Below are 13,844 nucleotides of genomic sequence, written 5' to 3'. Positions count from 1 at the left end.
ACCACTCCTTATGGTTTTGAATCAGTTGGGATCCGGCACAATCCCTGGGCGGGGATCGCCATGGCCGAATTAAAGCGCGCCGACAGGTTTTGTAAACCGATCAGCGCCGTGAGTTCGGTGAGCGTGCGGGCGTCAAACTGGCCTGCCAGCCTGTCGCGCATCGCATCGTCGACCACCGGCGGCGTCATGCTGGCCGCCTCGGCATACTCCAGCGCCAGCCGCTCGCGGTCGCTGAATAGCGCGCTGTCCCGCCATTCGGCGACCGCCAGCAGCTTAGCGCTGCCGCCGCTGCGTTCCGCCAGCTTCATATTGGTGATATCAATGCAAAACTCGCACAGGCACAGCTGCGCGACGCGGGCGCTGACCAGCGATCTCAGCACCGGATCGAGGGGCGAACGCTTGCGTTCCAGATAGCCGACGAACATCGACACCAGGTAAAACACCAGCGGAATACGGCCCCACCAGCGGATAGGGCTGAGCACCTCGCCGTAGTGGCGACGATGCAGCCAGGCCTGCGGGCGAAGAATCAGCGGAATGGACTTCAGAGGGGGTAAGCTCATCGTGAACGCCTCTTTTGTTGTTCAAGATAGAGCGCTTTCGCGACCACCACCACAATCGCCAGCGCAAACAGGATCGATAAACCGGTCACCAGCCAGAATGTGCCGCCGGTCAGCAGGCTGCCGGTCCACGAATAGACTATCGTCGCGGGCAGCTGGCCGAGACCGGTGGCCAGCATAAAGTGGCGAAAGCGCATTGACGTCAGCCCGGCGGCGTAGCTCACCGGGTCGAAGGGAACGAAAGGGAGCAGACGGCAGATTAATATGGTGTGTTTGCCGTAGCGGGTAAAAAAGCCATCCGTACTCTGCAGTACGCTCTTGCCGGTGAGCTTTTCCACCGCGTCGCGGCCGAGCGCTCTGGCGATAAAAAAGCACAGCGCCGCGCCGGCCATCGCGCTCACCCACGACAGCGCGCCGCCCCAGAAGGCGCCGAACAGGGAAGCGTTAGCGAAGGTGATCAGGAAGGCGGGAAGCGGGGCGATAATCGCCTGCAAAATCATCAGGGCGAAGGAGACCAGCGCCTCCTGCGGGCCCCAGGAGTCGATAAAGCGTTCAATAGCCTGCTGATCGAGCGTGGCAAAAGCGGCGAGGCTGCGCTGCATAAACTCATTGACGCCGGGTATCAGCCACCATGCCAGCAGAAGCGCAAACAGCGTCATGCCGATGGCTATCCGGTAGCGCGCGTTGCTATTTTTCATCGTGAGCCTGTATCCGTGATGTCTCGATTCGCCGATAGCGGGCATATCTTTTCGCCGCCTGAATCAGGACAAATAAGGCCAGCCCCGCGAGGGTCAGCTTCAGTATAAACAGGGGGGTGATACCCTCGCGGATAAGCTCGCTGGCCATCAGCGTATAGATAAATATGCCGGGCAAGGTGGTGAGGGCGGAAATAAAGGTAAACGTCCAGAACGGAATCGCCGTCAGGCCATAGGCGTAGTTCTGAACATTATAGGGAAACAGCGGGATGAGCCGGGTCAGAATTAAAAAATCGGTGCCGCTACGGGCGATACCTTTTTCAATGGCCTGAAAAATCGCCGTCTGCCCGACGTATTTAAGCAGCAGCTCGCGGCCCAGCCAGCGGGCGAACAGAAACGACGCGGAGGAGGCGAGCGTCGCCGCCAGCAGCGATAGCAAGGTTCCCGCCAGCGGGCCGAAAATCACCCCGCCGGCAATCACTAAAAGAGTGCCCGGAATCAAAAACAGGGTGGCGACGATAAACAGCAGAATATAGAGCGTATAGCCGAAGGCGCCGCTCTGGCGGATCATTTCGCGCAGACGATCAAAATGGGTAACCAGCCCGGCAAAACCCGACTGCTGAATAAGACAGGCGACAATGCTCAATATCACCACAACAAAAAGCAGCTTATATTCTGCTTTATGACGGCTTCTTTTGCATTGGGTTCTCCTGTATGGCGCCGGCGGTCTGAAGTGCGCGCGACAGTATAATAGTTTGCCGCCGTTCACAATCTCTGACGGCGGCTTTTTTTGATATGGCTCAGGCTCTCCGGACGGGAGAGCCTGACGGAGGGAATATTTAGACTTTAAAGGTCGCCCATACCGGCGCGTGGTCGGACGGCTTTTCCATTGCGCGAATTTCGTAGTCGATGCCGGTTTCGATGCAGCGCTGCGCCAGCGGGGTGCTTGCCAGCAGCAGATCGATACGCAGCCCGCGGTTATCGTCAAAGCCCTTAGAGCGATAGTCGAACCACGAGAAGTGTTCGTTGTCCTGCGGATTCGCATGGCGGTAAGTATCCACCAGGCCCCAGCCCAGCAGGCGCTCCATCCATTCGCGCTCTTCCGGCAGGAAGGAACACTTGCCGGTACGCAGCCAGCGCTTACGGTTCTCTTCACCGATGCCGATATCGAGATCGGTCGGGCTGATATTCATGTCGCCCATGATCAGTACCGGATTCTCTTTATTCAGTTCGGTATCAAGGTAGTTTTGCAGGTTCTGATAAAACGCCGCCTTCGCCGGGAATTTGGTTTCATGATCGCGACTTTCGCCCTGCGGGAAATAGCCGTTAATCACCGTCACGTTGCCAAACGGGGAAGGGATTTCCGCCATGATGATGCGGCGCTGGGCCTCTTCACCATCGTTTGGGAAACCGCGACGCACGGAGATTGGCGTCTCTTTGGTCAGCAGCGCGACGCCGTAATGGCCTTTCTGCCCGTGATAAAAGACGTTATATCCCAGCTTTGCCACCTCTTCGAGAGGAAACATATCGTCGTGAACTTTGGTTTCCTGTAGGCCGATGACGTCGGGCTGGTGTTTATCGATGATGGCGGCCAGCTGATGCGGGCGGGCACGCAGGCCGTTGATATTAAAAGAGACAAATTTCATAGTCGCTGCCACTGTGCAAGGTGAATAGTGCAGGGATGGTAGCAGAAATTCGCCGGGCTGGCTGCGCAAAGGCGCTTTATTCTGCCGATTGCAGCGGTTGGTAGCCTGTTTGCACAAACTGTGCACCATTCTGGGACGCGCTGCGCCAAAAAAGGGCGATTATTGCCGATAAATTTCGTCAAGGATCACAATTACAGAATTATATCTTACCCCTGCATAATCTTTCTTTTTATTCCACTGCAAAAGCCTCTTTTAGTATTTTTATTCACTTTTTATGCATTTTATGTGAATAACGGTCTTTCGTAACTTATTGATATTTCGTTGGCGACCTCGATTTATGCATTTTTACCTCTGGCTGGCACGAACCGTGCAATCTACATTTACAGCGTAATAACCATATTCATTAACATTATTTAAACTTTTTATTTACCGGAAGAGGTCGATATGTCTCAGTCAATAACGCGTAGCAACTTTGATGAATGGATGATGCCTGTATACGCGCCAGCGGCTTTTATTCCGGTACGCGGCGAGGGGTCACACCTGTGGGATCAGCAGGGAAAAGAGTATATCGATTTTGCCGGCGGCATTGCGGTGAACGCCCTCGGTCACGCTCATCCTCGGCTGGTTAAAGCGCTGACCGGACAGGCGGAAAAGTTCTGGCATACCGGTAACGGCTATACCAATGAGCCGGTATTGCGTCTGGCTAAGCAGCTGATTGATGCCACTTTTGCCGACCGGGTCTTTTTCTGTAACTCCGGGGCCGAAGCCAACGAAGCGGCGCTAAAACTGGCGCGCAAATATGCCCACGATCGTTTCGGCAGCGAGAAAAGCGGCATCGTGGCGTTCAAGAATGCCTTCCACGGCCGTACGCTGTTTACCGTTTCCGCTGGCGGCCAGCCGGCCTATTCGCAGGATTTTGCGCCGCTGCCGCCGCAGATTCAGCACGCCATCTATAACGACCTCGATTCGGCAAAGGCGCTGATCGACGACAATACCTGCGCGGTGATCGTTGAACCGATGCAGGGTGAAGGCGGCGTAGTGCCTGCGAATGCGGACTTCCTGCGCGGCCTGCGTGAGCTGTGCGATGCGCACAACGCGCTGCTGATTTTCGACGAAGTCCAGACCGGCGTCGGCCGTACCGGGGAGCTGTACGCCTATATGCACTACGGCGTGACGCCGGACGTGCTTTCCACCGCGAAAGCGCTGGGCGGCGGTTTCCCGATCGGCGCGCTGCTGGCATCGGAGCGCTGCGCCAGCGTGATGACCGTCGGCACCCACGGCACGACCTACGGCGGCAACCCGCTGGCCTGCGCGGTGGCGGGAGAAGTGTTTGCCATCGTCAACACCCGCGAAGTGCTCAGCGGCGTTAAGCAGCGCCATCAATCGCGTTACGGCCTGTTTAAAGAGATTCGCGGCCTGGGGCTGCTTATCGGCTGCGTGCTGAAGGATGAATATGCCGGCAAGGCGAAGACCATCAGTAATGAGGCGGCGGAAGAGGGGCTGATGATGCTGATCGCCGGCGCCAACGTGGTGCGTTTCGCTCCGGCGCTGATTATCAGCGAAGAAGAGATCAACGCCGGGCTGGATCGCTTCGAACTGGCCTGCAAACGCTTTCTCGCGGGGGTCTCATCATGATGGTGATCCGTCCTGTAGAAAAAGGCGATCTGCCGGGGCTAATGACCCTGGCGGGCGAGACCGGCGGCGGCCTGACGTCGCTGCCGGCCGATGAAGCCACGCTGGCCGCGCGCATTGAACGTTCGCAGATGACCTGGCGCGGCGAGCTGCCGAAAAGCGAGCAGGGTTATGTGTTCGTTCTTGAGGACTGCGCCAGCGGCGCGGTAGCGGGAATTTGCGCCATTGAGGTGGCCGTCGGGCTTAATGACCCCTGGTACAACTATCGCGTCGGTACCCAGGTGCACGCATCGAAAGAGCTTAACGTCTACAACGCCCTGCCGACGCTGTTTCTCAGTAACGACCATACCGGCAGCAGCGAACTGTGTACGCTGTTCCTGGACCCAAAATGGCGTAAAGAGGGCAACGGCTATCTGCTGTCGAAATCGCGTTTTCTGTTTATGGCCGCCTTTCGCGAACGTTTCAACGATAAGGTCGTGGCGGAAATGCGCGGCGTCATTGACGAACACGGCTACTCGCCGTTCTGGGAGAGTCTCGGGAAACGCTTCTTCGCAATGGAGTTCTCCCGCGCAGACTACCTGTGCGGCACCGGGCAGAAGGCGTTTATCGCCGCGCTGATGCCGAAGCACCCGCTGTATATCGACTTTTTAAGCGACGAAGCGCGAGCGGTCATCGGCGAGGTCCATCCGCAAACCGCGCCGGCACGCGCGGTGCTGGAGAAAGAGGGATTTCGCTATCTCAACTACGTCGATATCTTCGACGGCGGCCCGACGCTGGAGTGCGAAATTGACCGGGTGCGGGCCATTCGCAAAAGCCGGCTGGTCACCGTCGTCGAAGGCCAGCCCGCGCCGGGCGAGTGGCCGGCCTGTCTGGTTGCTAATGAGCAGTACCAGCAGTTTCGCGCCATGCTCGTTCACGCCGACCCGGAGAGCGACCGCCTGGTGCTAAGCGCGCGCGAGCTGGATGCCCTGAAATGCCACCCCGGCGACCATATTCGCCTGGTTCGTCTGTGCCCTGAGGAGAAAAAATCATGAGTTTATGGATTAACGGCGACTGGCAAAGCGGTCGCGGCCCGGCCCGTAGTAAACATAACCCGGTAAGCCAGGCGCTGCTGTGGCAGGGCAACGATGCCGATGCCGGGCAGGTGGCGCTGGCGGTCACCGCGGCGCGCGCGGCGTTTCCCGCGTGGGCGCGTCAGCCGTTTGCCGCCCGGAAAGCGATAGCGGAAAAGTTTGCTTCGTTACTGGAAGCGAACAAAGGCGAATTAACCCGGATTATCGCCCAGGAGACCGGCAAACCGCGCTGGGAAGCGGCAACGGAAATTACCGCGATGATCAACAAAATCGCCATTTCGGTGAACGCGTACCATAGCCGTACGGGGGAAGCGCAGACCGCGATGGCGGACGGAGAGGCGACGCTGCGCCATCGGCCGCACGGCGTACTGGCGGTCTTTGGCCCCTACAATTTTCCCGGACATTTGCCTAACGGGCATATCGTTCCGGCGCTGCTGGCGGGAAATACCGTGGTATTCAAACCCAGCGAGCTGACGCCTCAAAGCGGTGAGGCGGTGGTGAAGCTATGGGCCGAAGCCGGCCTGCCGCCGGGCGTGCTTAACCTGCTCCAGGGCGGGCGGGAAACCGGCGAAGCGCTGAGCGGCCAGTCTGACATCGACGGCCTGCTATTTACCGGCAGCTCTGCGACGGGTTTTCAACTTCATCGCCAGCTTGCCGGGCAGCCGGAAAAAATTCTCGCTCTTGAGATGGGCGGCAACAACCCGCTGATCGTCGATGACCCACAGGATATCGACGCCGCGGTCCATCTGACCATTCAGTCGGCGTTTATTACTGCCGGACAGCGCTGTACCTGCGCGCGGCGGCTGCTGGTTAAACGCGGCGAGGCCGGCGATGCGTTTCTTCAGCGGCTTGTGACGGTGTCACAAACGCTGATTCCCGACGCGTGGGACGCTGAACCTCAGCCGTTCCTCGGCGGGTTAATTTCAGCGCAGGCCGCGCAAAAGGTACATCAGGCCTGGCTGGCCCACGTGGCCAGCGGCGGAAAAACCCTGCTGGAGCCGCGCCTGCTGCAGGCCGGAACCTCGCTGCTGACGCCGGGTATTATCGAGATGAGCGCGGTGGCGCAGGTGGCCGACGAAGAGGTCTTCGGGCCGCTGCTCTGCGTCTGGCGCTATGACCATTTCGATGAGGCGATTGCCCTCGCTAACGCGACCCGTTTCGGGCTTTCCTGCGGGCTGATCTCCGCCGAACGCGACAAATTCGACCAGCTGCTGCTGGAGGCGCGGGCCGGGATCGTTAACTGGAACAAACCCTTAACCGGCGCCGCCAGCACCGCGCCGTTCGGCGGTACCGGCGCTTCCGGTAACCACCGGCCGGGGGCGTGGTACGCCGCAGACTATTGCGCCTGGCCGATGGCCAGTCTCGAATCACCGGAGCTGGCGCTGCCGGCAACCCTCAGCCCCGGGCTGAATTTCCGTAAGGAGACATCACAATGAAAGCCCGGGAAGTGAACTTTGACGGGCTGCCGGGCCTGACCCACCACTATGCGGGTTTATCTTTCGGCAACGAAGCCTCGACGAAGCACCGCTATCGGGTGTCGAACCCGCAGCTGGCGGCAAAGCAGGGGCTGAAAAAAATGAAAGCGCTGGCGGATGCGGGCTATCCGCAGGCGCTGATCCCGCCGCAGGAGCGGCCAAACATTCCGCTGTTGCGGCAGATCGGTTTTAGCGGTAGCGATGAGCAGGTGCTGGAAAAAGCGGCGCGCCAGGCGCCGGAACTGCTCTCGGCGGTCAGCTCCGCGTCATCAATGTGGGTGGCTAACGCCGCCACGGTCTCGCCCTCGGCCGATTCGCTGGATGGCCGGGTGCATCTGACCGTCGCCAACCTGAACGATAAATTCCATCGCGCCAGCGAAGCGCCGACCACCGAAGCGCTGCTACGGGCGATTTTCCCCGATGAGCAGCGGTTTGCCGTACACGGCGCGCTGCCCCAGGTATCGCTGTTCGGCGATGAAGGGGCGGCAAACCATAACCGCCTCGGCGGCGACTACGGCGCGCCCGGCGTGCAGCTGTTTATTTACGGCCGCCAGCAGGGGGGCGAAGATAATCCGCTGCGCTACCCTGCGCGGCAGACGCTCGAGGCCAGCCAGGTCGTCGCCCGCCTGAATCAGGTCAATCCCCGGCAGGTGATTTTCGCCCGACAAAATCCGGCGGTGATTGATAAGGGCGTGTTTCATAACGATGTGATTGCGGTAAGCAATCAGCAGGTGCTGTTTTGCCACGAACAGGCGTTTGTTGACCAGCCGCAGCTCTTGCAGCAGCTGGCGCAGCAGGTCTCCGGCTTTACGCCACTGGTGGTGCCGGCGAGTCAGGTTTCGGTGGAAGAGGCGGTGGCGACCTATCTGTTCAACAGCCAGCTGCTGAGCAAAGAAGAAGGCGGGATGCAGCTGATTTTGCCGCTGGAAGCGCAGGAACACCCGGGCGTCTGGCGCTACCTGAACCGGCTGGTGGAGGGCGATAACCCCATCGATGAGCTACAGGTTTACGATCTGCGCGAAAGCATGGCCAACGGCGGCGGCCCGGCCTGCCTGAGGCTGCGGGTGGTGCTGACGGAGGACGAGCGACAGGCGGTGAATCCGGCGGTCATGATGAACGATACGCTGTTCGCCACCCTTAATGACTGGGTAGACCGCTACTATCGCGATCGCCTGACCCAGGTCGATCTCGCGGACCCGCAGCTGCTGCGCGAAGGCCGCGAGGCGCTCGACCGCTTAACGCAAATCCTGCGCCTGGGCTCAGTGTATCCGTTTCAGCAATAAGGAGGCGTCGTGGACGACTTTCTGGCACTTACTCTGGCGGGGCGTCTGCCCCACCATTTCCATGGTCAAACCGCGCATTTCCGCTGGCACTGGATTGACTGCGGTATTCTGCAGCTCATTCCCCATGAACCCTGCGATCGGTCGCTGGTTTTGTCATCCGGGCTTCACGGCAATGAAACCGCACCGGTCGAAATCACCGATTTACTGCTGCGGCAGCTGTTTCGTGGGGAAATACCGCTCCGCTGGCGGCTGCTGGCGATCTTTGGTAACCCTCCGGCGCTGCGGGCCAACAAGCGCTATATGCACAGCGATATCAACCGGATGTTCGGCGAGCGATGGCGCGCTTTTAGCGCCAGCGATGAAACCGTTCGCGCCCGGCAGCTGGAGCATGCGCTGGCGCGATTTTATGCCGGGATGCCCGGCGAGCGTTGGCACCTGGATTTACATACCGCCATACGCGGTTCGCTGCATACCCGCTTTGGTGTCCTGCCGGCGCGGGATACGCCGTGGGATGAAGCGTTTTTGCGCTGGTTAGGGGCGGCAGGGCTGGAGGCGCTGGTGTTTCATCAGCAGCCTGGCGGAACTTTTACCCATTTCAGCTGCGAACGCTTCGGCGCGCGCTCCTGCACGCTGGAGCTCGGCAAGGCGCTACCTTTTGGCGAAAACGATCTGCGCTTGTTCGCGGCGACTCAACGCGCGCTGTCGCTGCTGCTGGCGGGAGAAGTGGCGGCGGAAGAGGCGCACGCGCCGCTGCGCTACAGGGTGGTACAGCAAATTACCCGCAGCAGCGACAGTTTCTGGCTGCATATGTCGGCGCAGACGCTGAACTTTACGCCGTTTGCCGCCGGGACGCTGCTTGCTGAGGATGGCGATACCCGCTACGTAGTGGAAAGGGAGCAAGAGTACGTTTTGTTTCCCAACCCCAGCGTCGCCTTCGGCCAGCGCGCCGGGCTCATGCTGGAGCGCTTCCGGTGAATCCGTCGCCCGTCCGGGCGGCGGCATTTATTTCAGCGTTTATTTTTCCGCAGTCATCTTATTTTTTCGTGCTCTGTCCATTGATTGCAGATTATTCCTGGTTAAATGCTTTGTTTTTAATCTCTGCTGATTTATAATCCTCATAATTTCCCACTAAAACAGTTGCTTATTTATTTTTTATTGCATTTATCCCCTCATTTTCCTTATTTTCTCCATAATTGGCGAGAAAATGTTTTTTACACTTTCAATGTTTTACGCTTGCTCTGATTAATTGACGATAAACGTCGTAAAGTTAATCTCGTCAACACGGCAACGCGCCGTAAGAATAACGCAAAGTAAGGATTGAACTATGAAGAAGATTACTGCACTGTTTGTTGCCTCTACTCTGGCTCTGGGCGCGGCTAACCTGGCCCACGCGGCTGACGCTACTGCAACCCCAACCGATAACGCGCCGATGATGCATCATAAGCGCGGACCTGCGGGCCCACATGAAATGATGTTTAAAGGGCTGAACCTGACCGATGCGCAGAAAACGCAAATCCGCGACATTATGAAGAGCCAGCGCGACAACATGAAGCGTCCGTCCCTGGATGAGCGCCGCGCGATGCATGAGCTGGTAGCCAGCGATACCTTCGATAAGGCAAAAGCGGAAGCGCAGATTGATAAGATGGAAGCCCAGCATAAAGAGATGGCGCTGGCTCGTCTGGAAACCCAGAACAAGATTTACAACATTCTGACGCCGGAACAGAAAAAGCAGTTCAATGCCAATTTTGAGAAGCATCTGACAGATCGTAAAGCGCCGGAAGGTAAAATGCCTGCACCTGCTGAATAACTCAGCGCGCTGACTTAAGACCGCCGGTCTTGCCCAATAACGCCAACAGGCTTTGGGCAGGACCGGCGGTTTTTCTTTATCTGTAGCGACAAGCTGATTTACCCGGCAGGGACGAATGTGCCAGTATGAGTGCCATCGCCACGGACTCTGGTGTCCTGGTCTAAAGCCTACTCTGCTCATGGATCTTGCATATGGAAATGTATATCGGCCTCGCCGTCCTCGTTGTCGTCCTCATCTGGGTCGTGATGACCTATAACCGCTTTATCTCCCTGCGACGTTTCAAAGACGAAGCCTGGAGCGGCATTGCCGTACAGCTTAAGCGCCGCCACGACCTGGCGCCGAATCTGCTGAGCCTGGTGAAACGCTATGCGCAGCATGAAAAAGAACTGCTGGAAGAGATCTCCCGCCAGCGCGGCGAACTGGTCGGCAGCACCCGACAGATCGCCGACAGCGAACGCCAGTACTCTGGTACGCTAGGGCGCGTTTTCGCGCTCGGCGAAGCGTACCCGGAACTTAAAGCCAGCGAAAACTACCTTGCCTTACAGCAATCTCTCAGCGAAATAGAAGAGCAGCTGCAGATGGCTCGCCGCTACTTCAACGGTACGGTGCGCGATTTCAATATCCTGGTCGAGTCTTTCCCCAGCCTGCTGCTGGCGCGACTGTTTAATTTTCAAACGGAAGTTTTCTTCGAGCTGGACTCACCAGAAGAAGCTAAATCGCCGCGGATGGCGTGATTAAATGGCGAATTTACTTGTTCGGGGGCTGCGTACCCTCGTCCTGCTGCTGCTTCTGAACATCAGCGCGGCTTTTGCCGCCGGCGACATGATCATCATTAAGGATGCTTCTCAGCTTCCCGCTGGCGCTATTCCAGCGTATGAACATATCCTCTCTTTCGATGCCCGGGCGCGCTTTAACCCGGACGGTAGCATGGAGATGCGGGAAAATATCAAAGTACTTTCTCTGGGCAGACAGATTCGGCGGGGGATTTTCCGTACGCTGCCCCTGACCTGGAACCGCCAGGACGGCAAGATCTTTCGCGTGTATTACGCGATCGAGTCGGTGTTGCGCAATGGCGTGCCTGAGCCGTTTAGCCTTGATGAAGCAGAAAAAAACCTGACGGTACGCATTGGCAGCGGCGAACGGGTCCTGAAACCAGGGATCTATAACTACGAGATTCGCTATCAAATCAGCAACCATTTCAGCCGCTTTCCCGAATGGGATGAGCTTTACTGGAACGTGACGGGCAATGACTGGGCGTGGCCTATCAGCAAGGCCAGCTTTCGTCTTGAACTGCCGGACGCCGCCGGAAATCTCAACGCCGACGCTAAGGACGCCAGAGTGCGATCGCTTGATGTTTATACCGGCGTCGCAGGGGCGAAAGAACACAACGCGCAGGTGCTTCCTGACGGTAGCGTCCGCACCCTGCGGCCTCTGGCGCGGGGGGAGGGGCTGACCGTAGTCTATACCTGGCCTCGGTCGATCCTTGCCGACGCTCCGGCGCCGGAGGCCGCTTTGCCGCTGGTGCATCTCCTTATCCCCACCCTAAAAACCGGTGTGGTCTGGCTACCTCTGCTGCTGATGGCCGCTTATTACCTGATGTGGTGGCGAAAAAACGTCACCAAAGCCGGGCTAAAAATGCCGCCGGTCGTTGCGCTTTATTCGCCGCCTCCCGGCATGTCTCCGGGCTACCTGCGTTTTATCACCCGGCGTAAATATGATGATGTGGCTTTTAGTAGCGATTTATTAGCGCTGGTGGCTAAACGCGGAATGGCGGTCAGCGGGGACAGTCAACACACCCCTAACCCGTGGCTTGCGAACGCCGGCGTAAAACAGCGGCTGACCCGTTTGCCCGTCGAGGGAAACCGGCAATTAAACTATGATGACAGGCAGCTATTAAGTACGCTCTTTAAAGGTAAACAAAAAAATATCGATCTCAGCAAGGCCCATCAGCGATCGATGCAGACAGCGCGTGCAGAGCAGGAAAAGCGTTGTGAAGCGCAGCGGGATAAATTATTTCGCAAATGGGGGCAGCCGCTGCGGCGCTGCATCTACATTGCGCTGTTGGTGCCGGTGGCCTGCGGTCTTTGGGTTAATACGGAGGCCGCGCTGCTGACGATACCGGCCGCGGTTTTTATGCTGATTGGCGGAGCGATGCTCGCCTGTTTGCTGCGCTTTATATGCCGCCCGCGGGAAATGTGGCGTGCCTGGGGGCCGGTGCCGCTCTTTTTTTGGGCGATCTTCGGCCCCTTCGCGACGCTGGGAGGCGGGATTTTTCTCTTTGGTATACTGCCCATCACCCAGCTTCCGTCAGGATACATTGGCGCGCTTATGGCCGCGCTGGTGCTGTGCGTTTTCGTTGCCTGGAAAACGCCTCGCTATACGCAGCGCGGGCTTGATGAACTGGCTATCGCGAAAGGATTGATGCGCTATCTGGGCACCGCCGAAAAGCATCGTTATCAGATTATCTATCCGCCCGAGCAGATGATTTCCCATTTTGAAGCGCTGCTGCCGGTTGCCCTGGCGCTTGGCGTAGGGAAAACATGGGCAAATACCTTTGCCCACTACCTGAGTAGTACAGGCGCCGTGTCGCATGCGTTTGCCGGCGCCGACTGGGGAAGCGTCCACCACTTCAGCGAAGCCTGCCGAACCGCCTCTATGTCAACGCCGGATAGCGGTTCATCATCAGGTTCCGGTTACAGCGGCTCCGGTTCCTCCGGAGGCGGTTCATCCGGAGGCGGCTCGGGCGGCGGCGGCGGGGGCGGCTGGTAATTGCCCCGATAGAGTATCGGGGCTGACATTCGCCTCACAGAGGATGGAGCTTATAGCGGCCGCTGAGCAGCGGCTTACACAATATTTTATAACCGTCATGGTCAAATTTGGCCGACAGGCGCGTGAGTGATGACGCCTGCGACAGAGACTCTACCGCGCCAAGCCAAAGCCAGTTTTGAATAATGTGGTATTGGGTCATATCCTCGCTGCTCTCTTCCAGCGCGATCGCCCCGGCCCAGGGCCAGCATACCAGCTGCATCTTTTGCATATTATCGACCAGACGCTGCTGGTGTGTTTCAACGCTCTCTTTTCCGCAACAGGCGCCCGCGCAGCGGCCGAGCGCCGAACGAAAGCAGGCCCGCCCGCGGTTGAGCGGCTCGAGGCCCATTAATCCGTAGCACAGGCGATGCTCGTCGGCAATTTTTTGCAGCGCCTGCAGCGCCGCGCGGCGGTTGGCAAAAAGACCATAGAGATCGCTTTGCAGGGAAAAATCCAGCTCGCTGGCGTACACCACCTGCGGACGGGCGTCAGCCAGGCGTAATGAACATAGCTGTCGGTTTTGCCGCAGACGCTTATTGAATAGCGGCTGCTGTTCTTTAATGAGCTGTGCCTCTAATAAGAGTGCGCCCAGCTCTCCCGCCGTTCGTTGCCAGGTAATGCGCCGGGACTGGCGCAGCATCGCCGCTTCGTCGGGCGTGCGCAGATGTGACAACACCCGGCTGCGGATATTCACGCTTTTCCCGATATAGAGCGGTAGGGTATCGCTTTCGCCGTGGAACAGATACACCCCCGGCTGCCTGGGCAAAGCCTCAAGCCACGGGCGCAGATGTTCGGGATACTCATAAATTGCCGCCGCTTCAAATTCGAGACGCGGGGCGGATTGCCTTCTTGCCACTTTTGCTCCTGG

General features: G+C 58.3%; 13 protein-coding genes. 8 read left to right on the top strand and 5 right to left on the bottom strand.

All coding sequences use genetic code 11. The annotated features are described in order from the left end of the window. Positions 1-8: 8 nt before the first annotated feature. The 4 genes from MKleb_RS15935 to xthA form a co-directional block, all read right to left on the bottom strand. Positions 9-560: a carboxymuconolactone decarboxylase family protein gene (locus tag MKleb_RS15935; RefSeq protein WP_163586087.1), complete on the bottom strand. Its 552-nt coding sequence runs from the start codon at positions 558-560 to the stop codon at positions 9-11. Beyond that, positions 557-1,255, bottom strand: a complete 699-nt coding sequence (locus MKleb_RS15930) for a TVP38/TMEM64 family protein (RefSeq protein WP_163586086.1) — start codon at positions 1,253-1,255, stop codon at positions 557-559. Before MKleb_RS15930 ends, MKleb_RS15935 begins: the two co-directional genes overlap by 4 nt. Continuing rightward, on the bottom strand, positions 1,245-1,877 hold the full coding sequence (locus MKleb_RS15925) for a TVP38/TMEM64 family protein (RefSeq protein ID WP_406944018.1): 633 nt from the start codon (positions 1,875-1,877) through the stop codon (positions 1,245-1,247). Before MKleb_RS15925 ends, MKleb_RS15930 begins: the two co-directional genes overlap by 11 nt. Before the next feature lie 214 nt (positions 1,878-2,091). After that, entirely contained in the window at positions 2,092-2,898 is an 807-nt protein-coding gene (xthA, locus tag MKleb_RS15920) for an exodeoxyribonuclease III (protein ID WP_004850068.1), read from the bottom strand. 444 nt (positions 2,899-3,342) lie between these two features. Here xthA and MKleb_RS15915 point away from each other — a divergent pair, with 444 nt between their 5' ends. The 8 genes from MKleb_RS15915 to MKleb_RS15880 all read left to right on the top strand — a co-directional run bounded on the left by MKleb_RS15915 (position 3,343) and on the right by MKleb_RS15880 (position 12,937). Then, positions 3,343-4,533 carry an aspartate aminotransferase family protein gene (locus tag MKleb_RS15915; protein WP_217075992.1) on the top strand — a complete coding sequence of 397 codons (1,191 nt, stop codon included), beginning with the start codon at positions 3,343-3,345 and terminating at the stop codon, positions 4,531-4,533. Next, complete coding sequence (astA, locus tag MKleb_RS15910; RefSeq protein WP_163586083.1) at positions 4,530-5,564, top strand: arginine N-succinyltransferase; 1,035 nt, start codon at positions 4,530-4,532, stop codon at positions 5,562-5,564. The genes MKleb_RS15915 and astA overlap by 4 nt, the downstream gene beginning before the upstream one ends. Further along, on the top strand, positions 5,561-7,039 hold the full coding sequence (astD, locus tag MKleb_RS15905) for a succinylglutamate-semialdehyde dehydrogenase (RefSeq protein ID WP_163586082.1): 1,479 nt from the start codon (positions 5,561-5,563) through the stop codon (positions 7,037-7,039). Before astA ends, astD begins: the two co-directional genes overlap by 4 nt. Further along, the gene (gene astB, locus MKleb_RS15900; RefSeq protein ID WP_217075991.1) at positions 7,036-8,361 is read left to right on the top strand and encodes an N-succinylarginine dihydrolase; all 1,326 of its coding nucleotides are present in this window, start codon (positions 7,036-7,038) and stop codon (positions 8,359-8,361) included. Before astD ends, astB begins: the two co-directional genes overlap by 4 nt. A gap of 9 nt (positions 8,362-8,370) precedes the next feature. Continuing rightward, positions 8,371-9,336, top strand: a complete 966-nt coding sequence (gene astE / locus MKleb_RS15895; RefSeq protein ID WP_163586080.1) for a succinylglutamate desuccinylase — start codon at positions 8,371-8,373, stop codon at positions 9,334-9,336. Positions 9,337-9,685: 349 nt separating this feature from the next. Further along, the gene (spy, locus tag MKleb_RS15890) at positions 9,686-10,168 is read left to right on the top strand and encodes an ATP-independent periplasmic protein-refolding chaperone Spy (RefSeq protein ID WP_014228981.1); all 483 of its coding nucleotides are present in this window, start codon (positions 9,686-9,688) and stop codon (positions 10,166-10,168) included. Between the two features lie 191 nt (positions 10,169-10,359). After that, positions 10,360-10,902 (top strand): LemA family protein, encoded by a 543-nt coding sequence (locus MKleb_RS15885; protein WP_014228982.1) that lies wholly within the window; start codon positions 10,360-10,362, stop codon positions 10,900-10,902. 4 nt (positions 10,903-10,906) lie between these two features. Further along, on the top strand, positions 10,907-12,937 hold the full coding sequence (locus MKleb_RS15880) for a DUF2207 domain-containing protein (protein ID WP_163586079.1): 2,031 nt from the start codon (positions 10,907-10,909) through the stop codon (positions 12,935-12,937). A gap of 34 nt (positions 12,938-12,971) precedes the next feature. Here the strand turns inward: MKleb_RS15880 and cho are convergent, their stop codons facing one another. Then, positions 12,972-13,832 carry an excinuclease Cho gene (gene cho, locus MKleb_RS15875; RefSeq protein WP_032749480.1) on the bottom strand — a complete coding sequence of 287 codons (861 nt, stop codon included), beginning with the start codon at positions 13,830-13,832 and terminating at the stop codon, positions 12,972-12,974. Positions 13,833-13,844 lie beyond the last annotated feature (12 nt).

The organism is Klebsiella sp. PL-2018 (assembly GCF_019048985.1).
GTDB classification, from domain to species: domain Bacteria; phylum Pseudomonadota; class Gammaproteobacteria; order Enterobacterales; family Enterobacteriaceae; genus Klebsiella; species Klebsiella michiganensis.
The sequence above is the reverse complement of the archived record's forward strand: the minus strand, read 5'-3'. Positions and strand labels throughout refer to the sequence as shown.